19 protein-coding genes (1 of these 19 running past the window's edge) are annotated in these 26793 nt (G+C 73.2%); 10 read left to right on the top strand and 9 right to left on the bottom strand.

Annotated elements, in window-relative coordinates:
• Nucleotides 1-6: 6 nt before the first annotated feature.
• Genes GC722_RS14600 through GC722_RS14590 form a run of 3 tightly spaced genes read right to left on the bottom strand, consistent with a single transcriptional unit; the run spans nt 7 to nt 5062 of the window.
• Nucleotides 7-1539, bottom strand: a complete 1533-nt coding sequence (locus GC722_RS14600; protein WP_197430184.1) for an FAD-dependent oxidoreductase — start codon at nt 1537-1539, stop codon at nt 7-9.
• Nucleotides 1536-3695, bottom strand: a complete 2160-nt coding sequence (locus GC722_RS14595; protein ID WP_156611385.1) for a molybdopterin oxidoreductase family protein — start codon at nt 3693-3695, stop codon at nt 1536-1538. The genes GC722_RS14600 and GC722_RS14595 overlap by 4 nt, the downstream gene beginning before the upstream one ends.
• A 5-nt stretch (nt 3696-3700) precedes the next feature.
• On the bottom strand, nt 3701-5062 hold the full coding sequence (locus GC722_RS14590; RefSeq protein ID WP_156611383.1) for an MFS transporter: 1362 nt from the start codon (nt 5060-5062) through the stop codon (nt 3701-3703).
• Between the two features lie 167 nt (nt 5063-5229).
• Between GC722_RS14590 and rapZ the strand changes: the two genes are divergently transcribed.
• The 8 genes from rapZ to GC722_RS14550 all read left to right on the top strand — a co-directional run bounded on the left by rapZ (nt 5230) and on the right by GC722_RS14550 (nt 12100).
• Nucleotides 5230-6087 carry an RNase adapter RapZ gene (gene rapZ / locus GC722_RS14585; RefSeq protein ID WP_331714880.1) on the top strand — a complete coding sequence of 286 codons (858 nt, stop codon included), beginning with the start codon at nt 5230-5232 and terminating at the stop codon, nt 6085-6087.
• On the top strand, nt 6084-7040 hold the full coding sequence (locus GC722_RS14580) for a gluconeogenesis factor YvcK family protein (protein WP_331714879.1): 957 nt from the start codon (nt 6084-6086) through the stop codon (nt 7038-7040). The genes rapZ and GC722_RS14580 overlap by 4 nt, the downstream gene beginning before the upstream one ends.
• A gap of 40 nt (nt 7041-7080) precedes the next feature.
• The gene (gene whiA / locus GC722_RS14575) at nt 7081-8064 is read left to right on the top strand and encodes a DNA-binding protein WhiA (protein ID WP_156611382.1); all 984 of its coding nucleotides are present in this window, start codon (nt 7081-7083) and stop codon (nt 8062-8064) included.
• A gap of 179 nt (nt 8065-8243) precedes the next feature.
• The gene (gap, locus tag GC722_RS14570; RefSeq protein ID WP_156611380.1) at nt 8244-9248 is read left to right on the top strand and encodes a type I glyceraldehyde-3-phosphate dehydrogenase; all 1005 of its coding nucleotides are present in this window, start codon (nt 8244-8246) and stop codon (nt 9246-9248) included.
• An 82-nt stretch (nt 9249-9330) separates the two neighbouring features.
• Nucleotides 9331-10524, top strand: a complete 1194-nt coding sequence (locus tag GC722_RS14565; protein WP_331714878.1) for a phosphoglycerate kinase — start codon at nt 9331-9333, stop codon at nt 10522-10524.
• Nucleotides 10525-10568: 44 nt separating this feature from the next.
• The gene (gene tpiA / locus GC722_RS14560; RefSeq protein WP_156611378.1) at nt 10569-11360 is read left to right on the top strand and encodes a triose-phosphate isomerase; all 792 of its coding nucleotides are present in this window, start codon (nt 10569-10571) and stop codon (nt 11358-11360) included.
• A gap of 65 nt (nt 11361-11425) precedes the next feature.
• Nucleotides 11426-11656 carry a preprotein translocase subunit SecG gene (gene secG, locus GC722_RS14555; RefSeq protein ID WP_156612044.1) on the top strand — a complete coding sequence of 77 codons (231 nt, stop codon included), beginning with the start codon at nt 11426-11428 and terminating at the stop codon, nt 11654-11656.
• Between the two features lie 87 nt (nt 11657-11743).
• Nucleotides 11744-12100, top strand: a complete 357-nt coding sequence (locus GC722_RS14550) for an RNA polymerase-binding protein RbpA (RefSeq protein ID WP_331714877.1) — start codon at nt 11744-11746, stop codon at nt 12098-12100.
• A gap of 96 nt (nt 12101-12196) precedes the next feature.
• Here GC722_RS14550 and pgl read toward each other — a convergent pair whose 3' ends face one another.
• The 5 genes from pgl to tkt are packed head-to-tail and all read right to left on the bottom strand — an operon-like array spanning nt 12197 to nt 19031.
• Nucleotides 12197-12907 carry a 6-phosphogluconolactonase gene (pgl, locus tag GC722_RS14545; RefSeq protein WP_331714876.1) on the bottom strand — a complete coding sequence of 237 codons (711 nt, stop codon included), beginning with the start codon at nt 12905-12907 and terminating at the stop codon, nt 12197-12199.
• 9 nt (nt 12908-12916) lie between these two features.
• Nucleotides 12917-14071, bottom strand: coding sequence for a glucose-6-phosphate dehydrogenase assembly protein OpcA (locus GC722_RS14540; RefSeq protein ID WP_156611374.1), 1155 nt, complete (start codon nt 14069-14071; stop codon nt 12917-12919).
• Between the two features lie 15 nt (nt 14072-14086).
• The gene (zwf, locus tag GC722_RS14535) at nt 14087-15622 is read right to left on the bottom strand and encodes a glucose-6-phosphate dehydrogenase (protein WP_156611372.1); all 1536 of its coding nucleotides are present in this window, start codon (nt 15620-15622) and stop codon (nt 14087-14089) included.
• 50 nt (nt 15623-15672) lie between these two features.
• Nucleotides 15673-16782 carry a transaldolase gene (gene tal, locus GC722_RS14530; RefSeq protein ID WP_197430183.1) on the bottom strand — a complete coding sequence of 370 codons (1110 nt, stop codon included), beginning with the start codon at nt 16780-16782 and terminating at the stop codon, nt 15673-15675.
• A 26-nt stretch (nt 16783-16808) separates the two neighbouring features.
• The gene (gene tkt / locus GC722_RS14525; RefSeq protein ID WP_156611370.1) at nt 16809-19031 is read right to left on the bottom strand and encodes a transketolase; all 2223 of its coding nucleotides are present in this window, start codon (nt 19029-19031) and stop codon (nt 16809-16811) included.
• A gap of 211 nt (nt 19032-19242) precedes the next feature.
• Between tkt and GC722_RS14520 the strand changes: the two genes are divergently transcribed.
• Together GC722_RS14520 and GC722_RS14515 are read left to right on the top strand one after the other, a co-directional pair.
• The gene (locus tag GC722_RS14520; protein ID WP_156611368.1) at nt 19243-20184 is read left to right on the top strand and encodes a heme o synthase; all 942 of its coding nucleotides are present in this window, start codon (nt 19243-19245) and stop codon (nt 20182-20184) included.
• 404 nt (nt 20185-20588) lie between these two features.
• Nucleotides 20589-26093: an SdrD B-like domain-containing protein gene (locus tag GC722_RS14515; RefSeq protein ID WP_156611366.1), complete on the top strand. Its 5505-nt coding sequence runs from the start codon at nt 20589-20591 to the stop codon at nt 26091-26093.
• A gap of 349 nt (nt 26094-26442) precedes the next feature.
• Here the strand turns inward: GC722_RS14515 and GC722_RS19350 are convergent, their stop codons facing one another.
• Nucleotides 26443-26793 carry the 3' portion of an HNH endonuclease signature motif containing protein gene (locus tag GC722_RS19350; protein ID WP_331714874.1) on the bottom strand. 111 nt of this gene lie beyond the right edge of the window, so the window shows 351 of its 462 coding nt (coding positions 112-462); its start codon lies beyond the right edge, outside the window; the stop codon is at nt 26443-26445.

Raw genomic sequence — 26793 nt, 5'->3', positions numbered from 1 at the left:
GGGACGCTAACGAGCCGACGTCACAGCGGCCGACGCCAGCGGTGACACGGCGGTAACGCTCTTCTCACAGCCCGGGCCGGGCTGCGGTGAGGTGCCGGCCGGCACCGGGGCGAGGGCCTCCACGAGGGCGCAGACGTCGGCCCGGCAGCCGCCGCAGCCGGTCCCGGCGCGGGTCCGGGCGGCGACCTCCTCGACCGTGGTGGCGCCCTCGCGGCAGGCCCGGTCGATGGTGCGCCGGTCCACGCCGTTGCACCGGCAGACCACGGCGTCCTCGGCCAGCTCGGTGACCGCCGGGCGCGGGGCGGCCACGGCGGCCAGCGGCGTCAGCAGCAGCCGGGCCGGGTCCGCCGGCACCGGTGTGCCGCGGGTGTAGCAGGCCAGCAGCTCCGCGGCCACCTCGGCGTCGCCGAGGCAGGTCGCCCCCACCAGCCGCTGGCCGGACACCACCACCTCGACGTGCCGGCCGGCGTCGGGGTCGCTCAGCCGCAGGGTCCGCAGCGCCGGGTCGCCGACGCGGGCGCCGGAGACCCCCATGGTGACCACGTCGAGCCCGGCGGCCTTGACCTTGACCACGTCGTCGGCCACCCGGTCCCGCCGGCGGGGGAGGGCTCCCGGCCCGGTGCCGGTGGCCCGCAGCCGCGCGGCCAGCCGGGCGGCCTGCTCCCAGCCCTGGGCGACCAGCCCGGTGGCGCCCTCCGGCGGCTCCGCGCAGTCCCCGACGGCGAAGACGCGGGGGTCGGCCGGACTGGCCAGCCGGTCGTCGACCAGCACCCCGCGTCCCACCGGCAGGCCGGCGGCCCGGGCCAGGTCCGTCCGCGGCTGGGTGCCGGTGCAGACCACCAGCAGGTCCGCCGGCAGCACCGAGGCGTCGTCCAGGTCGAGCCCGGTCAGCCGGCCGTCGCGGGTGCGGACCCGACGGGCGGGCACCCCGGCGCGGTGCTCGATCCCCAGCCGGGCCAGGCTGGCGGCGAGCACCCGTCCGGCCCCGGCGTCCAGCTGGCGGTCCATCAGGGTGGGCGCCGGGTGCACCACGGTGACCGGCAGCCCCCGTCGGGAGAGCGCCACCGCGGTCTCCACCCCCAGCACCCCGGCGCCGAGCACCACCGCGGAGCGGGCCTCGGCGGTGGCGGCCACGACGGCGAGTGCGTCGTCGCGGGTGCGCAGCGCGTGCACCCCCCGCGGCCACGGGTCCAGCCCCGGCAGGGCGGGCACCCGGGCCGCGGCCCCGGTGGCGAGCACCAGGAAGTCGTAGCGGTGCCGGGAGCCGTCGGAGGCGAGCACGCTGCGGTCCTGACGGTCGACGGCGAGCGCCACCGTGCCGCCGTGCACGCGCACCCGCTCCGAGGCGGCCGAGGGCAGCGCGAGCGCCTCGGGCCCGTACTGGCCGGCCACCAGCTGGCTCAGCAGCACCCGGTTGTAGGGCTGCGCCGACTCGGCCCCCAGCACGGTGACCCGGAACCGGCCGCCGTCGCCGTCGGTCAGCTCGGCCGCGAAGCGCGACCCCACCATGCCGTTGCCCACCACGACCACCCGCGTCACCGCGCTGCTCCTTCCACCGGTGCCCCGGCGTGCGGGGCGGGGTCGTCCTCGGCCACGACGTCGACCGCGCAGACCTTGAACTCCGGCATGCTCGAGACGGGGTCGAGGGCGTCGTTGGTGATCTCGTTGACGCTGCCCGCGCCGGCGAAGTGGAAGGGCACGAACACCGTGTCGGGACGGATCGCCGCGCTGATCCGCGCCCGGGCGAGCACCTCGCCGCGGCGGTTGCGCAGCCGCAGCCGGTCGCCGTCGCCGACCCCCAGCCGGTCGGCGGTGAGCGGGTGCAGCTCGGCGAACGCCTCGGGCTGGGCGGCGGCCAGCTCGGGCACGCGGCGGGTCTGGGCGCCGGACTGGTAGTGCTGCAGCACCCGGCCCGTGATCAGGTGCAGCGGGTGGCCGGGACCGGGCCGCTCCTGCGGGCCGCGGTGGTCGACCGGCACCAGGCGGGCCCGCCCGTCCGGGGTGGGGAAGCGGTCCAGGAAGGGCCGTGGCGTGCCCGGGTGCTCCGGCGCCCCGGCCGGGGTGGCGGGGCAGGGCCAGAACAGCGCCTCGGCGCCGTCCAGGCGGGCGTGGCTCAGCCCCGAGTAGTCGGCGCGCCCGCCCGCGCTGGCCCGGGCCAGCTCGTCGAAGACGGCGGCCGGGTCGGTGTCCCAGCGCCCGGGTGCCCGCAGCCGGGCCGCCAGCTCCGCCCACACCTGCAGCTCGCTGCGGACCCCGGCCGGCGGCGGCAGCGCCCGGCGACGCCGGATCACGCGGCCCTCCAGCGACGTCATGGTGCCCTCCTCCTCGGCCCACTGGGTGACCGGCAGCACCACGTCGGCCAGGGCGGCGGTCTCGGAGAGCACGAAGTCGCACACCACCAGCAGGTCGAGGGCGGCGAGCCGGCGCGCGACGTCCCCGGCGCTGGGGGCGCTGATCCGCAGGTTCGCCCCGTGCACCAGCAGCGCCCGGGGTCCGCCGGCGGTGCCCAGCGCGGCCAGCAGCTGCACCGCCGGCAGACCCGGGCCCGGGATGGTGGCCGGGTCCACGCCCCAGACGCCGGCCACGTGGGCCCGGGCGTCGGGGTCGGTGATCGAGCGGTAGCCGGGCAGCTGGTCGGCCTTCTGCCCGTGCTCGCGGCCGCCCTGGCCGTTGCCCTGCCCGGTGACGGCGCCGTAGCCGCTGCCGACCCGTCCGCACAGCCCCAGCACCAGCGCCAGGTTGATCGCGGCGGTCACGGTGTCGGTGCCCTGGCTGGACTGCTCCACGCCCCGTCCGGTCAGCACGTAGGCGCCGTCCCCGCCGTGCACCGGGGCGGCGGCGGCCAGCCGGTGCGCGGCCCGCTCCAGGGCCGCCACGGGCACGCCGCTGACCTGCTCGACGCGCTCGGGCCACCAGGCCGCGACCGCGGCGGCGAGGGCGTCGAGGCCGCTGGTGCGCCCGTGCAGGTAGTCCCGGTCGGCCAGCCCGTCGCGCAGCACCACGTGGGTGAGGCCGAGCAGCACCGCCAGGTCGGTGCCCGGTACCGGCTGCAGGTGCACGCCGTCGTCGTCGGCGGCCAGCGCGGCGGTGGCGCTGCGCCGCGGGTCGACCACGACCAGCCCTCCCCGGGCCCGCACGGCGGCCAGGTGGTTGAGGCTGGGCGGCATGGTCTCGGCCAGGTTGCTGCCCAGCAGCAGCACGGCCTGCGCACCGCGCAGGTCCTCCAGCGGGAAGGGCAGACCGCGGTCCATCCCCAGCGAGCGGTTGGCGGCGGCGGCGGCGCTGGACATGCAGAAGCGGCCGTTGTAGTCGATGTTGGCCGTGCCGAGGGCGAGCCGGGCGAACTTGCCCAGCTGGTAGGCCTTCTCGTTGGTCAGCCCGCCCCCGCCGAAGACCGCCACCGCGTCGGCACCCGACTCGGCCCGGACGGCTCTCAGCCGGGCGGCGAGGTGGTCCAGGGCGGTGTCCCAGTCGACGGCGACCAGCTCGTCGTCGACCCGCAGCAGCGGGCTGGTGAGCCGGTCCGGGGTCTGCAGCAGCGCAGCGGAGGTCCAGCCCTTCTGGCACATCCCGCCGCGGTTGGTGGGGAAGTCGCGCGGGGCGACCTCGACCCCGGTCGGGGTGGGGGTCAGCGACTGGGCGCACTGCAGCGCGCAGTAGGGGCAGTGGGTGGCGACGGCCTCGGTGACGTCCATCGGGCTCAGATCGACTCCCCGGCCAGCGCGGAGCCGGGCCGGCGGTAGACCGCCCAGGTCAGCGCGGCCATCACCAGGTAGGCGATGAGGAAGCACATGATCGCGGCCGCGACCGACCCGGTCGCGGTGGTCGAGACCGCGAACCCGCGGGGGATCAGGAAGCCGCCGAAGGCGCCCACGGCGCCGGCGATGCCGAGGCAGCCGGCCGCCGCCTTGCGGGCCACGGCCACGTCCCCGCCGCGGGCCAGGGCGGTGGCCCGGAAGACCGCGGGGATCATCCGGTAGGTGGCGCCGTTGCCCAGCCCGGTGCCGAGGAACAGCACCATGAAGGAGGCGAAGAAGAGCCCGAAGCTGTGCTGGGCCAGGGCGACCAGGGCGCCTCCCGCGCCTGCCGTGAGCAGCCCGAAGGAGCCGATGGTCACCCGGGCGCCGCCGAGCCGGTCGGCGAGCATGCCGCCGAGGGGCCGGCTCAGGGCGCCGACCAGGGCGCCGAGGAAGGCCAGCGCCGGGCTGGCGCCGACGAACTGGGTCTTGAGCAGGGTGGGGAAGGCGCCGGAGTAGCCGATGAAGGAGCCGAAGGTGCCGACGTAGAGGAAGGAGATGATCCAGGTGTGGCGCTGCGCCGCGGCCAGCGCGAAGGAGCGGTAGTCGGCCCGCACGGAGGCCAGGTTGTCCATGCTCCGCCACGCCAGCACGGCGGCCAGCAGGACCAGCGGCACCAGCACCAGCCCGATCCGCTGCAGCTGCACGCCCGCGCCGATGGTGATGATCGCCGGCACCGCGAGCTGCACGACGCCGGTGCCGAGGTTGCCGCCGGCGGCGTTGACGCCCAGCGCCCGCCCCTTCTCCCGCTCGGGGAAGAAGAAGGTGATGTTGGTCATCGAGGAGGCGAAGTTGCCGCCTCCCAGCCCGGCCAGCGCGGCCACGGCCAGCAGCACGCCGAACGGGGTCCCGGGCCGTCCCACCACCCAGGTCAGGGCGGCCACCGGGAGGAGCAGCAGCAGCGCCGAGACCACCGTCCAGGTGCGCCCGCCGAAGAGCGGGACGGCGAAGGTGTAGGGGATCCGCAGCGCCGCGCCGACCAGGGCCGGCAGCGCGATCAGCCAGAACTGCTGGTCGACGCTGAGGTCGAACCCCGCGGCCGGCAGCTGGGGGACCACCACGCTCCACAGCGCCCAGACGCAGAAGCCGAGGAACTCGCAGACGATCGAGGCCAGCAGGTTGCGCCGGGCCACGGACCGGCCACCGGCGGCCCAGGCGGCCTCGTCCTCGGGGTCCCAGTCGGTCAGCCAGCGGCCCCGTCGGGTCCGGGCCGCCGGGCGGGTGCTGGTCGCCGGTGTCGCCGCCTCGCGGGTGGGTGCGGACATCGCTGCTCCTTCGGACACGTCGCCCGCCCGGTCGGGTCGAGCCGTGCCGAGCCTCGCCGAGCGGTGTTTCGGGTACCGACGGCCCGCGTGAAACAGGAGTAACCATCCCCGCACAGCCGGCGGCCGGCGCTGTGAGAACGGCCCCGGGGGACTGGCACACTGGCCCCGTGACTGAGCTCCGCGTGCTGGTGGTGACCGGGATGAGCGGTGCCGGGCGGAGCACGGCGGCCCACGCGCTGGAGGACCTCGGCTGGTACGTCGTGGACAACCTGCCGCCGGCCATGCTGGACGACCTGTGCACCCAGGTGGAGAAGGCCGGGGTGGAGCGGCTGGCGGTGGTCCTCGACGTCCGCTCCTGGACGCTGTTCGAGCAGCTGCCCACCATGTACGACGACCTGGAGCACCGCGGTCTGCGCCCGGAGGTGCTCTTCCTCGACGCCACCGACGAGACCATCGTCAAGCGGCAGTCCTCGGCCCGCCGCCCGCACCCGCTGCAGGGCGACGGCCGGCTGGCCGACGGCGTCCGGGTGGAGCGCTCGCTGCTGGCCGACCTGCGCTCGGTCGCCGACGTGGTGGTCGACACCAGCGGCCTGAACCCGCACCAGACCGCCAGCCGGGTGGCGCACTTCTTCGCCTCCGAACGGGCCGAGGAGCTGCGGGTGCTGCTGCTCTCCTTCGGCTTCAAGAACGGGGTCCCCACCGACGCCGACATGGTGGTGGACGTCCGCTTCCTGCCCAACCCGCACTGGGTGGCCGAGCTGCGACCGCAGACCGGGCTGGAGCCCGAGGTGCGCGACTACGTGCTGGGCCAGGACGGCGCCGGGCCCTTCCTCGACCAGCTCGAGGGGATGGTCCGGCTGGTCGAGCCGGGGTACCTGCGTGAGGGCAAGCACCACCTGACCGTGGCCATCGGCTGCACCGGCGGCAAGCACCGCAGCACGGCGATGGCCACCGAGCTGGGCCGTCGGCTCTCCGGCAGCACCATGACGGTGCGGGTGCTGCACCGGGACCTGGGGCTCGAGTGAGCACCGCGGCCTTCCGCCCCCGGCCGCGGGTGGTCGTCTTCGGCGGCGGTCACGGCATGGCGGTCAACCTGCGCGCGCTGCAGCACCTCACCGACCAGCTCACCGCCATCGTCACCGTGGCCGACGACGGCGGCTCGTCGGGGCGGCTGCGGCGCGAGTTCGACATCCTGCCGCCGGGGGACCTGCGGATGGCGCTGGCCGCGCTCTGCGACGACGACCCGGTCGGACGCACCTGGGCCGACGTGCTGCAGGCCCGGTTCACCGGGGACGGTCCGCTCGGCGGGCACGCCATCGGCAACCTGCTGATCGCCGGCCTGTGGCAGCAGCTGGAGGACCCGGTGGCCGGGCTGGACATGGTGGCCCAGCTGCTCGGCGCCCGCGGCCGGGTGCTGCCGATGGCCTCGGTGCCGCTGCAGATCGAGGCCGACGTGATCGGGCTCGACCCGGTGGCCCCGGACGAGATCAGCACCCTGCGCGGGCAGGCGACGGTGGCCTCCACCGAGGGCGAGGTGGCCGCGGTGCGGCTGGTGCCGGCGGACCCGCCCGCCCGCCCGGAGTGCCTGGAGGCCATCCGCGAGGCCGACTGGGCGGTGCTGGGGCCGGGGTCGTGGTTCACCTCGGTGATCCCGCACCTGCTGGTCCCCGAGCTGGCCGACGCGCTGGTCACCGCCCGCTGCCGGCGGGTGCTCACCCTCAACCTCAGCCCCGAGGGGGAGACCCGCGGGTTCAGCCCCTCCCGGCACCTGGAGATGCTGGCCGACCACGCCCCGAGGCTGCGGATCGACGTCGTGCTGGCCGACGAGCAGACGGTCGAGGACGACCCGCACCTGGAGTCCTACGTGGCCTCGCTCGGCGGCCGGCTGGTCCGCGCCGACGTGGCGATGCGCGACGGCAGCGCCCGTCACGACGCGCTCCGGCTGGCCGCGGCCTACGCCGAGGTGATGGGGCTGTGACGGCTCGGAGCGGCTACCCCCGGTGTGGCAGGATGCGCGAATGGCGATGACTCAGCAGGTGAAGGCGGAGCTGGCGACCATCGGGGTCAGCAAGCCCTGCTGCCGCCGGGCCGAGGTCGCCACCATGCTCCGCTTCGCCGGCGGTCTGCACATCGCCGCGGGCCGCATCGTGATCGAGGCCGAGCTGGACACCGGTGCGGCCGCCCGGCGGCTCCGCACCGCGATCCTGGACGTCTTCGGCCACCAGAGCGAGATGGCGGTGGTCAGCGGCGCCGGGCTGCGGCGCGGCACCCGCTACGTGGTCCGGGTGGTCAAGGACGGCCACGCGCTGGCCCGCCAGACCGGGCTGGTCGACTCCCACGGCCGGCCCGCCCGCGGGTTGCCCCCGCAGGTGGTCGGCGGCGGGCTGTGCGACTGCGTGGCCGCCTGGCGCGGCGCCTTCCTGGCGCACGGGTCGCTGACCGAGCCGGGTCGCTCGATGTCGCTGGAGGTCACCTGCCCCGGGCCCGAGGCGGGGCTGGCGCTGGTGGGTGCCGCCCGCCGGCTGCAGATCCCGGCCAAGGCCCGCGAGGTCCGTGCGGTCGACCGGGTGGTCGTCCGCGACGGCGACGCCATCGCCGCGCTGCTGACCCGGATGGGCGCGCACGAGACGCTGCTGGCCTGGGAGGAGCGGCGGATGCGGCGCGAGGTCCGGGCCTCGGCGAACCGGCTGGCCAACTTCGACGACGCCAACCTGCGCCGCTCCGCCCGCGCCGCGGTGGCCGCCGGCGCCCGGGTCGAGCGCGCCCTGGAGATCCTCGGCGACGACGTCCCCGACCACCTGCGCGAGGCCGGTCTGCTGCGGCTGCAGAACAAGCAGGTGAGCCTGGAGGAGCTGGGTCAGATGCACACCCCGCCGCTGACCAAGGACGCCGTGGCCGGACGGATCCGGCGTCTCCTGGCCACCGCCGACAAGCGGGCCGCCGAGCTGGGGATCCCCAGCACCGAGGCGAGCGTCAGCCCGGAGCTGCTCGAGGACGCCTGAGGCCGCGAGACGCCCACTTGACGCCTGGTACGAACCAGCCGGGCAACTGGTATATACCACCTGGTGGGCGGTGCGGACGCGGTCGGGAGCGGCCGTTAGGCTGACGACGTCGCCGGGTGCCGCACGCAGCACGTGGCTCCGCGATCCCGCCGATCCACAGCTCGAAGGAGATCGAACGCATGACCGTCAAGGTTGGAATCAACGGCTTCGGCCGCATCGGCCGGAACTTCTTCCGGGCCCTGGTCGCCTCCGGCGCCGACGTCCAGGTGGTCGGGGTGAACGACCTGACCGACAACAAGACGCTGGCCCACCTGCTCAAGTACGACTCGATCCTGGGTCGGTTCCCCGGTGAGGTCACCTTCGACGACACCTCCATCACCGCCGGCGAGCACACCTTCGCCGCCTTCGCCGAGCGCGACCCCGCCGCCCTGCCGTGGGGCGAGATCGGCGCCGACGTGGTGATCGAGTCCACCGGCATCTTCACCAGCGCCGAGAAGGCCCGCGCCCACGTCGACGGCGGCGCCAAGAAGGTCATCATCTCCGCCCCGGCGAAGAACGAGGACATCACCGTGGTGATGGGTGTCAACTCCGACGCCTACGACCCGGCGGCGCACACCATCATCTCCAACGCCTCCTGCACCACGAACTGCCTGGCCCCGATGGCCAAGGCGCTCCACGACGGCCTGGGCATCGAGCGCGGTCTGATGACCACCATCCACGCCTACACCCAGGACCAGAACCTGCAGGACGGCCCCCACAAGGACCTGCGCCGCTCCCGCGCCGCCGCCCTCAACATCGTCCCGACGACCACCGGTGCGGCCAAGGCCGTCTCGCTGGTGCTGCCGGAGCTGAAGGGCAAGCTGGACGGCTACGCGCTGCGCGTGCCGGTGCCCACCGGCTCGGCCACCGACCTCACCTTCACCGCCTCCCGCGAGACCACCGTCGAGGAGGTCAACGCGATCGTCAAGGCCGCCGCCGAGGGCGCCATGAAGGGCGTGCTGGTCTACACCGAGGACGAGATCGTCTCCAAGGACATCGAGACCGACCCGGCCTCCTGCATCTTCGACGCCGGCCTCACCAAGGTGATCGGGGACCAGGTCAAGGTCGTCGGCTGGTACGACAACGAGTGGGGCTACTCCAACCGCCTGGTCGACCTGACCGTGCTGGTCGGCTCCAACCTCTGACCGACCCCTGGGGCGGGGGCGCGGCGCCCCGTGACGGCGCCGCGCCTCCCGCCCCCGCCCCCGACCACCCAAGGAGAACCCGGTGAAGACCCTCGCCGACCTCGGAGACCTCTCCGGCCAGCGCGTGCTGGTGCGCTGCGACCTCAACGTGCCGCTCGACGACAGCGGCGCGATCACCGACGACGGCCGCATCCGCGCCTCGGTGCCCACCCTGGAACAGCTCCGCCGGGCCGGGGCCCGCATCGTCGTGATGGCCCACCTGGGCCGTCCCAAGGGCAAGGTCGACCCCCGCTACTCCCTGGCCCCGGCCGCCGCGCGGCTCGGCGAGCTGCTGGGCACCGACGTCCGCCTCGCGGCCGACGTGGTGGGCGAGTCCGCCCGCCAGGTGGTGGAGGGGCTGGCCGACGGCGACGTGGCGATGCTCGAGAACGTCCGCTACGAGCCGGCCGAGGAGTCCAAGGACGAGGCCGAGCGCGCCGGGCTGGCCCGCCGCTACGCCGAGTTCGGCGACGTCTTCGTCTCCGACGGCTTCGGCGTGGTGCACCGCAAGCAGGCCTCCGTCTACGACGTGGCCCGGCTGCTGCCCAGCGCCGCGGGCGGCCTGGTGCAGGCCGAGGTGGAGGTGCTGCAGCGGCTCACCACCGAGCCGCAGCGGCCCTACGCCGTCGTGCTCGGCGGGGCCAAGGTGTCGGACAAGCTGGCCGTGATCGACAACCTGCTGAAGACCGCCGACACGCTGCTGGTCGGCGGCGGCATGGTCTTCACCTTCCTGGCCGCCCAGGGCCACCCGGTGGGCCGCAGCCTGCTCGAGGAGGACCAGCTCGACACCGTCCGCGGCTACCTGGAGCAGGCCGAGCGCACCGGCAAGCAGATCGTGCTGCCCACCGACATCGTGGTGGCGCCGGCCTTCGCCGCCGACGCGCCGCCCACCGTGGTCGCCGCCGACGCGATCCCGCAGGACCAGCTGGGTCTCGACATCGGCCCGGAGTCCGCGGCCCGCTTCGCCGAGACGATCGCCTCGGCCAGGACGGTGTTCTGGAACGGCCCGATGGGCGTCGCCGAGTGGGAGGCCTTCGCCGGCGGCACCCGCGCCGTCGCCGAGGCGCTCACCCGGGTCGACGGCCTGAGCGTGGTCGGCGGCGGGGACTCCGCCGCCGCGGTCCGCGCGCTCGGCTTCGCCGACGACGACTTCGGCCACATCTCCACCGGCGGCGGTGCCAGCCTGGAGTACCTGGAGGGCAAGCAGCTCCCCGGTCTGGACGCCCTCGAGGGCTGAGCCCGCCTCCCGCACACCCACCCGACTCCCCGCGAAGGACCCTGATGACCCGCACGCCGCTGATGGCCGGCAACTGGAAGATGAACCTGAACCACGTCGAGGCGACGGGGCTGGTGCAGAAGCTGGCCTGGACCCTCAGCGACAAGAAGCACGACCCCGCCCGCAGCGAGGTCGTGGTGCTGGTCCCGTTCACCGACCTGCGCACCGTGCAGACGCTGGTGGAGGGCGACCGGCTGGCGATCGGCTTCGGCGCCCAGGACGTCTCCGCGCACGACTCCGGCGCCTACACCGGCGAGGTGTCGGCGTCCATGCTGGCCAAGCTCAACTGCAGCTTCGTGGCCGTCGGCCACAGCGAGCGCCGGCAGTACCACGGCGAGTCCGACGAGCTGGTGGGCGCCAAGGCCGCCAAGGCGCTGGCCGCCGGCATCACCCCGATCATCTGCGTCGGCGAGGGGCTGGAGGTCCGTCAGGCGGGTCAGCACGTGCCGCACACGCTGGCCCAGGTGGCCGGCGCGCTGGCCGGGTTCAGCGCCGAGCAGGTGGCCTCGGTGGTGATCGCCTACGAGCCGGTGTGGGCGATCGGCACCGGTGAGGTCGCCACCCCCGACGACGCCCAGGAGGTGTGCGCCGCCATCCGCGGCTGGCTGGCCGAGCAGCACGGGCCGGAGGTCGCCGAGCAGGTGCGGGTGCTCTACGGCGGGTCGGTGAAGTCCTCCAACGTGGTCGACATCATGGCCCAGCCCGACGTCGACGGCTGCCTGGTCGGCGGCGCCAGCCTGGTGGTCGACGAGTTCGCCGCCATCGCCCGCTTCTACGACCTGCCGGGCCTGGGCTGACCTGTGCTGTCGTTTGTCCGAATGCCCGTGCCGTGGAGTAAGGTGACTCGGTGACCTGGCCCCAGATGACCGTGTCCATCGTCCTGGTGGTGACGAGCGGCCTGCTCGCGCTGACCGTGCTGCTGCACAAGGGTCGTGGCGGCGGCATGTCGGACCTGTTCGGCGGTGGCATGTCCACCTCGATGGGCGGCACGTCGGTGGCCGAACGGAACCTCGACCGGATCACCATCGGCCTCGGGCTGGTGTGGTTCCTCTCGATCCTGACGCTGCTGGTGCTCTACCGCTGGAGCATCTGAGGCCGTCGGCTGCCGGGAGCCTCCCGGACATCCCAACCCGACCGCCCCGGCGGACGGGACACCCCAAGACTCGAGGAGTTGCGCACAGTGGCTGGTGGAAGCGCCATCAAAGGTAGCCGCGTCGGAGCAGGACCGATGGGCGAGGCCGAGCGGGGCGACGCCGCACCGCGGCTCTACGTCTCCTACTTCTGCTCCAACCGCCACGAGACCCGGCCGGCGTTCGCCGCCGACGTCCAGGCACCCGAGACGTGGGACTGCCCCCGTTGCGGGCTGCCGGCCAACCTGGACTCGGAGAACCCGCCGCCCCCGCCGAAGATCACCCCGTACAAGACCCACCTGGCCTACGTGAAGGAGCGCCGCTCCGACAAGGAGGCGGCCGCCATCCTGGCCGAGGCCCTGGAGGCGCTGCAGGCCCGCCGTGCCGCCGGCGAGGTCATCTACTGAGCTGAGGCACCACCACGCCGCGAGGCCCCGGGGAGCACCCCGGGGCCTCGTCGCGTCCCCGGCCCGTGCCGCCCGCCGGGTCGTGCCGGTCGGCGCTCAGAGCAGCGAGGCGGCGTCCTCGTCGATGAGCCAGACGGTCGCCTCGCGGCCGCGGACCCGGGCGGCCGGCACCTCGAGGTCGCCGTCGTGGGCCCGGCGGACCGCCTCGGCCTTGTCCGCACCGCTGACCACGAACCAGACCTCGCGGGAGCGGTTGAGGGTGGCCAGGCTCAGGCTGAGCCGCTCCGGCGGCGGCTTGGGGGAGTCGTGCACGGCGATCACCTTGGCCCCGGTCGGCGACTCCAGCCCCGGGTGGCCCGGGAAGAGGGAGGCGACGTGCCCGTCGGGCCCGACACCGAGGAGGCAGATGTCGAAGGTGGTCTCGCCCAGCTCGGCGGCGTAGCCGTCGACGGAGTCCTCGATCGAGACGTTGCCGTCCGCGGCCGGCATCGGGTGCACCCGGGACGGGTCCATCGCCAGCGTGGGCGCCAGGATGGCCAGCGCCTCGCCGGCGTTGCGGTCGGGGTGCTCGGTCGGCACCCAGCGCTCGTCGCCCCACCACAGCTCCACGCGGGTGCCGTCGAGGGGGGAGCCGGGCAGCTGCTCGGCCAGCCCCCGGTAGATGCGGTTCGCGATCCGTCCGCCGGTGAGGCACAGCTGCGCCACGCCGTCGGTGGACTGCAGGACGGACAACCTCTCCAGCAGCCGTCCGGCGGCCCCCGTCACCAGGGCGTCGGGGTCGCTGTGCACGATGGTGCGGGTCGACACGGGTGTCTCCTAGCTGCTCGGGGCGGTCGTGGAGGAGTTCTCCTCCACGGTGGCGCTCCCACCAGCACCGGGGCCCTCGGTGGCGGGGGAGGCCGTCGTCTTGCGTGGCGACGTCCGGGGCGCGCCCCCTCGCGCTCCGGAGCGTCGCGAGCCGGGCGCCTGGTCCGGCGCACCCTGCTGACGGGCCGTGCTCTTCCCGGCCGTCTTGCGGGCGGTGCTCTTCTTCTTGCCACGGCCGGGCGAGGCCGCGGCCCGGCCCCGTTCGGCGCGGACGACCAGCGTCCTCGCGGCGGCGCCGAAGATGTCGTCGTCGTCCATCCGCCGCAGCTCCTCGGCGATCAGCTCCTCGGTGTCGCGGCGCTTGAGCGCCACCAGCCGGCGGGGCTGACCCGGCACCGAGTACTCGGCGAGCAGGCCGTCGTCGCGGGTGATCGAGATGTCCCCGGCGGCCGTGGTCAGCCGCACACCGGTGATGCCGGGACCGCGGGTGCCGCGGACCTGCACGTCCAGACCGAGGCGGTTCTCGAGCCAGGCGGCCATCAGCTGCGCGCCGGCGTGCCCGCGCTTGGCCTCGACCGCCGCGGCGGAGAAGGTGGCCGGGTACTGGTCGACCGCCGCGGCCAGCAGCCCGCGCCACGGGGTCAGCCGGGTCCAGGTCAGGTCGGTCTCGCCCGGCCCGTGGTGGGCGGCGCGCTGCTCCAGGGTCGCGATGGGGTGCTGGGTGCCGTCGGCGTCGGTGATCCTGCGGTTGGCCAGCGCACCGATCGGGTCGTCCTTCAGGGAGACGGGCGCCTCCCCGGGCCACCAGGCCACCACAGGGGAGTCGGGCAGCAGCAGCGGCAGCAGCACCGAGGCCGGGTGCTCGGCGACCTCGCCGCGCATCCGCAGCACCACGGTCTCACCGGGCACCTGCTCGCCCAGGTGGATCTCCGCGTCCAGCCCGGAGGTCTTGGTGCTGGTGGAGCTGACCACCAGCAGCAGCCGGCAGGGGTGCTCGCGGCTGGCCGACAGCGCCGCCTCCGCGGCCCGCTGGTAGCCGCGGCCGTCGGTGACGACGATCAGCGTCATGACCATGCCCGTGGTGGGGCTACCGGCGCTGCGGCGGGCCTTGATCAGCGCACTGGCCACCCTCGAGGAGTTGGTGGACTTCAGCTCGATCTTCATCGCTGCCTCTCGGTCTCAGGGACGTCGCCAGGCGAAGCCGTCACGGGCCAGCATGTCGGCCGCGCTCTGCGGGCCCCACGACCCGGGAGCGTACTTCTCGGGCTTGTCGCCGGTGGAGGCCCAGTAGTCGAGCACCGGGTCCAGGATCCGCCAGGACAGCTCGACCTCCTCGTGCTGGGGGAACAGCGGCGGGTCGCCGAGCAGCACGTCGAGGATCAGCCGCTCGTAGGCCTCGGGGCTGGACTCGGTGAAGGCGCCGCCGTAGGCGAAGTCCATGTTGACCTCGCGGATCTCCATCTGGGTGCCGGGCACCTTGGCCCCGAACCGCAGCGTGATGCCCTCGTCGGGCTGGATCCGCATCACCAGCGCGTTGCTGCCCAGGGCCTCGGTGTCGGAGTTGGTGAAGGGCAGGTGGGGGGCCTTGCGGAAGCTCAGCGCCACCTCGGTCACCCGCCGGGCGAGCCGCTTGCCGGTGCGCAGGTAGAACGGCACGCCCGCCCAGCGCCGGTTGTCGATGTCGACCCGGACGGCGGCGAAGGTCTCGGTGGTCGACTCCGGCGAGACCCCCTCCTCCTCGGCGTAGCCGCGCACCTTGACGCCGCCGGCCCAGCCGCCGTCGTAGCGGCCGCGCGCGGTGTGGGCGGCCAGGTCCAGCGGCGGGCGGGCCGCCGCGAGCACCTTCTGCTTCTCGCTGCGCAGCTGGCGGGCGTCGAAGGAGGTGGGCTCCTCCATCGCGGTGAGCGCCAGCAGCTGCAGCAGGTGGTTCTGGATCACGTCGCGGGCCGCGCCGATGCCGTCGTAGTAGCCGGCCCGGCCGCCGATGCCGATGTCCTCGGCCATGGTGATCTGCACGTGGTCGATGTAGTTGCGGTTCCACACCGGCTCGAACAGCTGGTTGGCGAACCGCAGCGCCAGCATGTTCTGCACCGTCTCCTTGCCCAGGTAGTGGTCGATGCGGAACACCGACTGGGAGGGGAAGACGCTGGAGACGATCCGGTTGAGCTCCTGGGCGCTGGTCAGGTCGTGGCCGAAGGGCTTCTCGATCACCACCCGGTTCCACTGCCCGCCGCGCTGCTCGGCCAGGCCGTGGCGGCGCAGCTGACCCACCACCTCGTCGAACAGACCCGGCGGGATGGACAGGTAGAAGGCGTGGTTGCCGCCGGTGCCGCGCGCCTCGTCCAGCTCCAGGATCGTGCGCTTGAGCTCGTCGAAGGACTCGTCGCTGTTGAGGTCGCCCGGCACGAAGCGGATGCCCTCGAGCAGCTGGCGCCACACCTCCTCGCGGAAGGGCGTCCGGGCGTGCTCCTTCACCGAGTCGTGCACGATCTGGGCGAAGTCCTCGTTGACCCAGTCCCGGCGGGCGAAGCCGACCAGGGCGAAGCCCGGGGGCAGCAGGCCCCGGTTGGCCAGGTCGTAGACCGCCGGCATCAGCTTCTTGCGCGACAGGTCACCGGTGACGCCGAAGATGACCAAGACGCACGGACCGGCGATCCGCGGCAGCCGGCGGTCCTGGGGGTCCCGCAACGGGTTGGGACGGTTCGGGTCGAGCAACGGCGTCTCCTCTTCTCGGGACCGGACGTGCTGGGAGGTGTCGGGACGCCTCAGGAGGCGCTGATCGCCTCCTGCACCGTCCCCACCAGCTCCTCCCAGGAGTCGGCGAACTTCTGCAGGCCCTCGTCCTCCAGCACCTGCACCACGTCGGCGAAGTCGACTCCCACCGACTCCAGCGCGGCCATCGTCTCGCGGGCCTCCTCGGCCTGCGCCACGACGCGGTCGCCCACGACCTCGCCGTGGTCGTCGAAGGCGTCCATCGTCTTCTCCGGCATGGTGTTGACCGTTCCGGCGGTGACCAGCTCGGAGACGTAGAGGGTGTCGGGGTAGTCGGGGTTCTTCACCCCGGTGGAGGCCCACAGCGGCCGCTGCGGGCGGGCGCCCTTCTCGACCAGCGCCTTCCAGCGGGGGCCGAGGTCGGGGTCGTCGGCGACCGAGCGGAAGAGCTCGTGGGCCAGCCGGGCGTTGGCCACCGCGGCCCGGCCCTTGAGCGCCCGCGCCTCGTCGGTGCCGATGGCGTCGAGGCGCTTGTCGACCTCGGCGTCGACCCGGGAGACGAAGAACGAGGCGACGGAGTGGATCCGCGACAGGTCGTGGCCGGCCTCGGCCGCGTCCTCCAGACCGGCGAGGTAGGCCTCGATGACCGCCCGGTAGCGCTCGAGGGAGAAGATCAGCGTCACGTTCACGCTGATCCCCGCCGCGATGGTCTGCCGGATGGCCGGCAGCCCCGGCACGGTGGCGGGGATCTTGATCATCACGTTGGGACGGCCCACCCGCTCGCGGAGCTGCCGGGCCTGCGCGACGGTGCCCTCGGTGTCCATGGCCAGGGCCGGCTCGACCTCGATCGAGACCCGGCCGTCGACGCCGTCGGTGTCCTTGTTGACGGGAGCCAGCACGTCGCAGGCGGCGCGGACGTCGTCGGTCGTGATGGCGGTGATGGCGTCGTCGACGGCCTCGCCCTTGAGCTCGTTGAGCTGCGGGCCGTAGCTGTCCCCGCTGGAGACGGCCGAGGCGAAGATCGTCGGGTTCGTGGTCACCCCGACCACGGACCGCTCGCCCACCAGCCGGGCCAGCCCGCCGGAGGCGATCCGCTCCCGGGACAGGTCGTCCAGCCAGATCGACACGCCGGCCTCGGCCAGCCGTGCCAGTCGCTCACCCATGATCAGTCCTCCTGCGCTCGAGTCACTCACTTGCGCTCATTGGTACCCAGGGTCTCGGGGTTCTCCGCGTCGTCGCCGACGTCGGCCGGGCCGGACTTCGCCCGGTGCGCAGGCGTCGTGCCGGGGGAGCGGGTCAGCTCCTCGGCGGCGGCCAGGCTCTCGCGGGCGCACGCCACCACGTGCTCGGCGGTGAAGCCGTACTCGGCGAACAGGGTGCCGGCCGGGGCGGAGGCGCCGAAGTGGTCGATGCCGATGGTGCGGCCGGCGTCGCCGACGAGGTCGCGCCAGCCCTGCGGCACGGCGGCCTCGATGCTGACCCGGGCCTTCACCGACGGGGGCAGCACCGAGTCGCGGTACTCGTCGTCCTGGGCGTCGAACCACTCCCGGCAGGGCATCGAGACGACGCGGGCCGCGATCCCCTCGGCGGCGAGCTGCTCACCGGCGGCGACGGCGTGCTGGACCTCCGAGCCGGTCCCGATCAGCAGCACCTGCGGCTCGCCGTCGCCGAAGTCCTTCAGCACGTAGGCGCCACGGGCGACGCCCTCGGTGGTGGCGAAGCCGTCGGTGCCGCGGGGGAACACCGGCAGGTTCTGACGGCTCAGCGCCAGCCCGGCGGGACGGTCGTTGTTGCGCATCACCGCGGCCCAGGCGGCTGCGGTCTCGTTGGCGTCGGCCGGGCGGACCACGTCGAGGCCGGGGATCATCCGCAGCGAGGGGAGGTGCTCGATCGGCTGGTGGGTGGGGCCGTCCTCGCCGAGACCGATCGAGTCGTGGGTCCACACGTAGGTGACCGGCAGGTTCATCAGCGCGGCCAGCCGGACGCTGGGGCGCATGTAGTCGCTGAAGGTGAGGAAGGTGCCGCCGAAGGGGCGGGTGCCGCCGTGCACGGCGATCCCGTTCATGATCGCGCCCATGGCGTGCTCGCGGATGCCGAAGTGGAGCACGCGGCCGTAGGGGTTGCCGCTGAACATCTTCGAGGAGCGGTCGGCGGGCAGGAAGCTGGGAGAGTCCAGCAGGGTGGTGTTGTTGGACTCGGCCAGGTCGGCCGACCCGCCCCACAGCTCGGGCAGCTTCTCACCCAGGGCGTTGATCACCGCGCCGGAGGCCTTGCGGGTGGCCACCCCCTTGGGGTCGGCGTCCCAGCTGGGCAGGTCGGCGTCCCAGCCCTCGGGCAGGTCGCGGGACTGCATCCGCTGCCACAGCGCGTGCCGCTCGGGGTTCTGCTCCGCCCAGGCGTCGAACCGCTGCTGCCACTCCTGCTCGGCGGCGCGGCCACGCTCGGTCAGCTGGCGGGTGTGGGCCAGCACCTCCGGCTCGACGGCGAAGGTCTGCCCGGGGTCGAAGCCCAGCACCTCCTTGGTGGCGGCCACCTCGTCCTCGCCGAGGGCGGCGCCGTGCGCCTTACCGGTGTTCTGCAGGTTCGGGGCCGGCCAGCCGATGATGGTGCGCAGCTGGATGAAGGAGGGGCGCTCGGTCTCGGCGCGGGCCGCCTCCAGCGCCTCCGCCAGGGCCGCGACGTCCTCGACGTAGCTGCCGCCGCTGGTCCAGTCCAGCGTCTGCACGTGCCAGCCGTAGGCCTCGTAGCGGGCGGCGGTGTCCTCCGAGAGGGCGATCACCGTGTCGTCCTCGATGGAGATCTGGTTGGCGTCGTAGATCAGCGTCAGGTTGCCGAGCCGCTGCGTGCCCGCGAGCGAGGAGGCCTCGCTGGAGATGCCCTCCTCGATGTCGCCGTCGGAGGCCAGGCAGTAGATCTGGTGGTCGAACAGCGACTGCCCGGGTGCGGTGTCGGGGTCGTAGAGGCCGCGCTCGCGCCGGGCCGCCATGGCCATCCCCACCGCGTTGCCGATGCCCTGGCCGAGCGGACCGGTGGTGACCTCGACGCCGTCGGTGTGGCCGTGCTCGGGGTGGCCGGGGGTCTTCGAGCCGTGGGTCCGCAGCGCCTTCAGGTCGTCGAGCTCGAGACCCCAGCCGCCGAGGTAGAGCTGGATGTAGAGGGTGAGCGCTGAGTGGCCGCAGCTCAGCACGAAGCGGTCGCGTCCGGGCCAGCGGGGGTTGGCCGGGTTGTGCACCATCTCCTTCTGGAAGAGCTGGTAGGCGACCGGGGCCAGGCTCATCGCCGTGCCGGGGTGGCCGTTGCCGGCCTTCTGCACGGCGTCGGCGGCCAGCACGCGGACGGTGTCCACGGCGCGGGCGTCCAGGTCGGTCCAGTCGGCGGGGTGGACGGCACTGCCCTGGGTGGTGGTGGACATGGCTAGGCGTTCCCTTCCTCCGGTGAACCCCCGCGTCCCGGGGGTGTCGGACGCTCGTGGGTGAGCTCTCCGGGCCAGCCTAGTGCGCCCCCGCTCCGCTGCTCCGCGCGCCCCGGCGGGTGACGGAGACCACCCCGGGGGAGCCTGCCGCGAATCGTCCTCCGGGGAGGCCAGCCCCTAGACTGCTTCCGGTTCCGAGGGTGAGAGGGTCATGGTGGCGAGCCTGCAGCACGCGACGCGCGACGTCGAGCAGACGCTCGCTCCTGCCCGGGTCCGCGACGTCGTCTCGGCCTACGTGGCGCTGACGAAGCCGCGGATCGTCGAGCTGCTGCTGGTCACCACCGTGCCGGCGATGTTCCTGGCCGCCGGAGGCGTGCCGAGCCTGTCCCTGGTGCTGCTCACCCTGCTCGCCGGCGGGCTGGCCGCCGCCAGCGCCAACGCCTTCAACTGCGTGCTGGACCGTGACATCGACGAGCTGATGCGCCGCACCCGACGCCGGCCGCTGCCGCGCCACCAGGTGGGCACCGCCCAGGCGGTGGTGTTCGCCTCCGTGCTGGGGCTGGCCTCGACGGTGGTGTTCGTGGCGGCGGTGAACTGGTTGTCGGCGCTGCTGGCCCTGGCGGCCAACGCGTTCTACGTCTTCGTCTACACGATGTGGCTCAAGCGCCGGTGGTCGCAGAACATCGTCTGGGGCGGGATCGCGGGCTGCTTCCCGCCGCTGATCGGCTGGACGGCGGTGACCGGGGAGCTGTCGTGGGCGCCCTGGGTGCTGTTCGCCGTGGTCTTCTTCTGGACGCCGCCGCACACCTGGGCGCTCGCCATCCGCTACCGCGCCGACTACGCCGCCGCCGGCGTGCCGATGCTCCCCGTGGTGCTGCCGGCACCCCGGGTGACGCTGCGGATCCTCGTCTACACGGCGGTGACGGTGGTCGTCAGCCTGCTGCTGTGGCCGGTGGCGGGCACCGGCTGGCTCTACCCGGCGGTCGCCGCGGTGCTGGGCGCCGCGTTCCTGGTCGAGGCCGCCCGGCTGCACAGCCGGGCCCGGGCCGGGCTCGTCGACGCCGCGCTGAAGCCCATGCGGCTGTTCCACTGGTCCAACAGCTACCTGGCGCTGCTGTTCATCGCCGCGGCCGTGGACCCGCTGCTGCGCTGACCGCAGCAGCACGCCGGTGCCCGGTCGTGCGCCGGCCCGTCGGCCCGTGCGGCCGCGCGGGGAATTGCCTCCGATATCGGGAACGGCCGGCGACGTGCAAGCCGGAATAGGTGCCGTTATCCGATCGTGACCTTTCCGACCGGTTCGTCGGAACGCCAGTCGGCTTCTGTGTGAACAATTCCTCCCCGCCACTTGCCCGACCGTGAGGAATACCGATAGGAATCGGCCTGAACGTCTGTCTGAAAACAGAAGGCGTCAGTTGCGGTCGTGCTGCACCCCCGTCGAACACGTCTCCCGTGGGTGGGCCTTGACCGGACCACTGGAGGAGATTCGTGAGCAGTCGGGCGAGGACGACCCACCCCCGGTCACCGGGGAACGCATTCGGCACCTGGACCCGCAGCGGCGTGGTCGCCGCCACGGCGGCCGCACTGGTCGCCTCGTCGTTCGCGGCTCTGCCGGCCGCGGCGGCGGAGGGCGAGACCATCACCGGGTCCGCCTGGCAGGACTACGACGCCAACGGCGTCTTCGACACCTACGAGCAGCCGCTGGCCGGCATCGAGGTCTACGCCTACGACTCCGAGGGCAACGTCGCCGGCCCGGCGACCACCGCCGCGGACGGCACGTACACCATCGCCACCACCTCCGACGCGGAGCAGTGGCGCGTGGAGGCCGACGTCCCCGACACCGCGGAGTGGGAGGCCTGGCGCGAGTCCGCCTCCGGCGCCGACAACCGGTCCACCGTCCAGTTCGTCACATCCGTCCCGTCGACCGAGGTCGACTTCTCCTTCCAGGTGCCCAGCGCCTACGTGGAGAACAACCCGCTCGTCTACACCCCCATCGTCCGCTACGGCACCTACGACTCGACCGAGTACGGCAGCGCCACCGACACGGGCGCGTCCTTGATGCGTTGGGACGCTCAGAGCGAGGGCGTCTGCAATGCCAACCCGTGGAACGACTCCTGCGAGGTGCCGACCGTCGCCAAGGTCGAGTTCCAGGAGGTCGGTGCGACCAACGGGTCGGCCTGGCAGCGGCCGCAGGTGCTGGGCGAGCCCGGCAAGATCTTCACCGCCGCCTACTACCGGCGACACTCCGCCTTCGGTCCCGGTGGGATGGGAGCGATCTACCAGGTGGCTCCGGACGGCTCGGACTGGTCCACCTCCGCGACCGCCTCGGCTTCTCTGTACGTCGACGTCACCGATCACGGAATCGACCTGGGTGAGGAGTACCCCAGCGGCCTCGGCCAGGACGCCCACGGCATCCGTCCGCACGCGACCGCCGACAACCCCAGCTACGACTGGGGCCGCGACACGCACGCCTGGTACAAGGTCGGTCGGACCGGGCTGGGCGGCATCGCCTTCTCACCCGACGAGGCGTCGCTCTTCGCGGTGAACCTGCACAACCGCTCGCTGATCGCCATCGAGACCGGCAGGCCGGCGGCGACGACGCCCTCCTCGGTCGAGGAGATCGCCCTCGGGGGCGACTGGGCCACGGTCAGTGGTGACCACGCAGACCCCGGCGACCTGCGCCCCTTCGGTCTGAGCAGCAACCCGTTGACGAACGAGATGTACCTCACCGCGACGTACACGGCGGAGACGAGCGGAGACCGCTCGCAGCTGGCGGGTTACGTGTTCGCCTTCGACCCGAGCGACCTGACTGCCGGTGCACCCGTCGACCTGCGCCTCATCGCGGACTTCCCGCTGAGCGGGTCGCGGACGGCCACCATCGACGGGAACGACCCCCATCCGTGGTCCACCGACCCCGCTGACGTCACGTACTACGCGCTGGGCAACCCCGATCCGGACGTGAACGGCCACTACATCTACAACCAGCCGCAGGTCGCCACAGCGCAGTACCTGCACGGGGACCTCATCATCGGCATCCGCGACCTCAGCGGCGACCTCTTCGGCGCCAACGGCGCAATGGCCACAGGTGACCTCAGCGACACCCGGACAGTCGGTGCCGGCACCGCCCGTGGCAACGTGCTCATGGCGCGTCCCTCGGGTTCCGGTACGTGGGACGTGGAGTGCAACGCGGACAAGACCCCCGGGTCCTACCCAGGTGCAGGCACGTTCCCGCAAGACACCAACTTCACCTGCGGCGGCGAGAGCTACTTCGACGCCAGCTGGGGAGTCGACGCCACCTCGGCGACCGAGTCCCTTGGCTCCATCGTCGTCATGCCCAGCCGGGAGGACGGCATCCTCTCCACCGGCATCCACGTGAACAGCGCCTTCACCGGCTACGCCTTCCAGATGGGGACGCGTCGGCTGTACCAGGCGACCGGTCAGCACCAGGACCCGCGCGGGGCAGTGATCGAGCAGATCAACACCGACCCCGAGGAGTGGGCTCCGGTGACGGCGAAGGGCAACGGCATCGGTTCGATGTCCATCATGGCGTCGGCGGCGCCGATCGAGATCGGCAACTACGTCTGGCTCGACATCGACAAGAACGGCGTGCAGGACCCCGATGAGCCCCCGGTGGAGGGCGCGACGGTCAACCTGTACGCAGCGGATGAGAACGGCAACCGCACCGGTGACCCGATCGCGACCGTGCTGACCGACGAGCTCGGCCAGTACTACTTCACCTCCGCCGAGCACGGCGTCCGGGCCCAGACCCGGTACGTCATCGGTGTGGACAACCCCGCTGACTTCGCCGACGGCGGTGTGCTGGAGAACTGGGTGCCCACCACCCCGGACACGGGTGCTGAGAACAGCCTGGACCCCGACCGCAACGACTCCGACGGCCTCGTCGACGAGGCGAACGGCTTCCCGTACGCCGACGTCGACACGAGCGACGCCGGCACCGGTTTCCTCGGCGAGAACGACCACTCCTTCGACTTCGGCTTCTGGTACTGGGCGCCGGCGTTCGAGAAGGAGCTGGTCTCGGCGACGGAGAACCCCGACGACGACGGCACCTGGGACATCGTCTACCGGCTCACGGTGACGAACGAGGGTCCGTCCTCGGGTGAGTACGACCTGTCCGACGACCTGACCCAGCTGGGGGAGGGCATCCTCCTGCAGGGCGCCTCCGCATCCGGCCCCGAGGGCGTCGACCTGCCGGCCGACGTGGAGCTCAACGAGGGCTTCGACGGGTCGGAGGACCAGCTGGTCATCGCCGACGTGCCCATCGACGGCGCGGGGATGACCTTCGACGAGGAGTCCGGTGAGTGGGAGATGGGCGAGTCCGTCACCCACCAGTACCAGGTGACCGCGCAGGTGCGTCTGGAGACCGACGCGGACGGCGTCGTCGTCCCGCCGGTGGAGAACCTGACCTGCCAGCCCGCCGCCGGCGGGGGCTCGACCCCGGGCCGCGGTGCCTACAACGCGGCCACGCTGTCCCCCGACGGCTGGGACGACCTGGTCGACGACGCCTGCCCCTCGCTGCCCTTCGTGGACATCACCAAGGTGCTGGACGGTGAGCCGACCCCGGTGGCCGGGGAGCCGGGCATCTGGGAGGTGCGCTACCTGCTGACGGTCTCCAACCCGTCCGAGGTCGACACCGACTACGACCTCACCGACGCCTTCCGCTTCGGCGCCGGCATGACCCTCGTCGACGGTTCCGCGACGGTGGCCAGCACCGACCCGGCCGGGATCGAGGTCTCCTCGACCTGGAACGGCGTGGACGACACGTTGGTGGTGAGCGACGAGCCGATCGCCGCCGGTGGGCAGCACGTCTACTCGGTCACGGCCCGGTTCGCCCTGGACCTGGCCTCCGTGCCCACCGAGCCGGTCAGCAGCGACTGCCAGCTGGGCGCCGGCGAGGACGGCACCGGGCTCCGCAACGACGCCGGGGTCTCCTTCAACGGCTACGAGAACGTCGACGACGCCTGCGCCGAGACGGGTGAGCCGCAGATCGACAAGACCGTGGTCTCGGCCGAGCCGGTCGGCGACGGCCGGTGGGAGGTCGTCTACGGCGTCGAGGTCTCCAACCTGGGTGTCGAGGCGACCGAGTACGACCTGGACGACGAGCTGCGCTTCGACCAGAACGTGACGGTCGAGTCGGCCGAGGTCACCCAGGCACCCGACGGTGTCACGCTGGCCGACCCCGCCTGGGACGGCGCGGCGCAGCAGCGGGTGGCCGAGGACGTCGCGCTGCTGGGCAACGACGACGAGGGCTACGCCCCGCACGTCTACCAGCTGACCGTGGTCGCCGAGGTGCCGGTCGACCTGGTGGCCCAGGGCGGCATCGCCGTCTGCGCCGAGGGTGAGGGCAGCGAGGAGCCGGCGGCGCTGAACAACCGGGCCTCGATCGACCTGGTGGACGAGCGGAGCAAGTCCGACGTGGCCTGCCCGCCGCTGCCGTCCTTCGAGCTGACCAAGACCGCGACGTCGGCCCCGGTGGCCGGTCAGGACGACACCTTCACCATCGGCTACGACGTGGTGATGACCAACACCGGTGCGGCTGCTGGTGAGTACGACCTCTTCGACCGGCTCGACTACCCCGAGGGTGTCGAGGTGACCGACGTGACCGTCTCGGAGACGGTGCCGGCCGGTCTGGCGGTGCTCGAGGGCTTCACCGGTCAGGGCGAGGAGGAGCAGGCCGAGGAGAACCAGCTGGTCGACGACGTCGAGCTCGCCGCCGGTGCGTCGCACACCTACCGGGTGACGGTGACCTTCGAGGTCGACGTCGACTCCGACGCCATCGACCCGGCGCAGTTCGGCTGCGAGGTCGAGCCGGGCGCCGAGGGTCCGGGGGGTCTGCTCAACGGCGCGGTCGCGGACCACAACGACCTCGAGCTCGAGGCCGAGGTCTGCAACCCGCTGGAGCCGAAGGGCGACCCCGCCCTGGACAAGAAGGTGCTGCTGCCGGGGGAGACCCTGGACGACGCCGGTGAGGTCACCGACACCCTCTACGACGGCAACGGCGACCCGCAGCCCCGGCTGGTGAGCGTCGGCGACGTGATCCAGTACGGCATCGTGGTCAAGGGCCACGACCGGTTCCCCTCGACCGACGTCTTCGTCGAGGACCCGCTGCCCGCAGGCGTGGCCTACGCCGGCGACCACGTCGCCAGCAAGGGCAGCTACGACGGCAGCGTCTGGCAGATCGGCGACCTGGCCGCTGGTGAGGTGGTCACGCTGCTCATCGACGTGACCGTGCAGCCCGCCGAGGACGGCACGATCGTCACCAACGTCGCCCAGCTGAGCGGCAACGGCAAGGAGATCGAGGACGACCCGAAGAACCCCGGCAAGGACGGTGGACGCAACACCGATCCCGACGACGGCTACGACGAGGTCGACATCACCGTCCGCAGCGGAGACCCGACCCTGGACAAGAAGGTGCTGCTGCCGGGTGAGTCGCTGGACAGCGCCGGTGAGGTGACCGACACGCTCTACGACGAGGACGGGAACCCCCAGCCGCGTGAGGTGGCGGTGGGCGACCGGATCCAGTACGGCATCGTCGTCGAGGGTCACGACACCTACCGCTCGGTCGACGTCCGCGTCGACGACGTGCTGCCGGCCGGGGTCGACTACGCCGGCGACTACGCCGCCAGCCAGGGCGAGTACGACGGCAGCGTCTGGACCATCGGCACGCTGGAGCCGGGTCAGGTCGTGACCCTGGTGATCGACGTCGAGGTGGGTGACGTCCCCGCCGGGGAGATCGTCACCAACGTGGCCCAGCTGCACGCCAACGGCAAGAAGGTGGCCGACGACGGCGAGCGCGACGGTCGCAACACCGACCCGACCGACGGCTGGGACGCCGTGGACATCACCGTGGTGGAGGAGCCCGGTGAGGTCGGCGGCGGTGACGACGGCCGCGGTGACGACGGCGACAGCGGTGCGGGCGCCGGGGGCGGTTCGCTGCCCGACACCGGTGCTCCGGCGGTGCTGCTGCCGCTGCTGGCCGGGCTGGGCCTGGTGGGTGCCGGTGCCACGCTCGTGGTCCGTCGCCGACGGACCGGAGCCAGCCTCTGACCCTCGGTCCGAGACAGCCTCATCCGCAGGGATGTCGGCCGCGACCCACGCGGCCGGCATCCCTGCGGTCGTTCCCGGGTCACCGTGGCCGGGCGCGCCGGGACCCAGGGTCGGCGTGCACCGGCACAGCCGCGGCAGCTGGCTCGGTGTCGCAGGCAGCAGCCGGCACGGCGCATGGTGGCAGTGCTGCCTTCTTGCCTCGGCGCATGCTGCGACGGGGATGCGAGGGCGTGCTGGGCACGCGAGCACGACGGCGGCACCCTCGAACCACCGGGTGTCCGAGCCTGACGCCGCGCGGCGCTCGCCGCAGGAGGGCTCTGCTGACTGCGCGCGCGGGTGAGGTCCCCGATCAGCCGGTGGGGACCGGGTCGCGTTCTCGTGGGCGGGCGACCGGTGGGAGCGTGATCGTCCAGGTGCGTGGTGCCGTCGCGGTTGCTGGCGGTGGCGGTCCGGTGGTGCTGCCGGGGGTGGTGCCGTCGGGGCCGCGGGTGAAGCGCAGCCCGTGCGGGCTGGTCCACAGGTAGCGGCCGAGGGCCGTGCGTCGGTAGCGCCAGCCGTGCAAGGTCCTGAGCCGGTGGTGGCGCCGGCACAGCGGGGCGAGGTTGTCGGTGGAGGTGGTGCCGCCGGCGCCGAAGGGGACGATGTGGTCGGCGTCGGTCGACCAGGCCGGGTCCCCGCCCTCGCCCCGGGTGCGTCGGGG

The sequence above is a fragment of the Auraticoccus cholistanensis genome (assembly GCF_009742705.1).
Taxonomy (GTDB): domain Bacteria; phylum Actinomycetota; class Actinomycetes; order Propionibacteriales; family Propionibacteriaceae; genus Auraticoccus; species Auraticoccus cholistanensis.
The sequence above is the reverse complement of the archived record's forward strand: the minus strand, read 5'-3'. Positions and strand labels throughout refer to the sequence as shown.

Coding starts and splice junctions, on each gene's coding strand:
- GC722_RS14590 (WP_156611383.1), bottom strand. CDS start 5,062: ATGTCCGCACCCACCCGCGAGGCGGCGACACCGGCGACCAGCACCCGC.
- gap (WP_156611380.1), top strand. CDS start 8,244: ATGACCGTCAAGGTTGGAATCAACGGCTTCGGCCGCATCGGCCGGAAC.
- whiA (WP_156611382.1), top strand. CDS start 7,081: ATGGCGATGACTCAGCAGGTGAAGGCGGAGCTGGCGACCATCGGGGTC.
- GC722_RS14540 (WP_156611374.1), bottom strand. CDS start 14,071: ATGAAGATCGAGCTGAAGTCCACCAACTCCTCGAGGGTGGCCAGTGCG.
- tal (WP_197430183.1), bottom strand. CDS start 16,782: ATGGGTGAGCGACTGGCACGGCTGGCCGAGGCCGGCGTGTCGATCTGG.
- GC722_RS14520 (WP_156611368.1), top strand. CDS start 19,243: ATGGTGGCGAGCCTGCAGCACGCGACGCGCGACGTCGAGCAGACGCTC.
- tpiA (WP_156611378.1), top strand. CDS start 10,569: ATGACCCGCACGCCGCTGATGGCCGGCAACTGGAAGATGAACCTGAAC.
- secG (WP_156612044.1), top strand. CDS start 11,426: ATGACCGTGTCCATCGTCCTGGTGGTGACGAGCGGCCTGCTCGCGCTG.
- GC722_RS14595 (WP_156611385.1), bottom strand. CDS start 3,695: ATGGACGTCACCGAGGCCGTCGCCACCCACTGCCCCTACTGCGCGCTG.
- tkt (WP_156611370.1), bottom strand. CDS start 19,031: ATGTCCACCACCACCCAGGGCAGTGCCGTCCACCCCGCCGACTGGACC.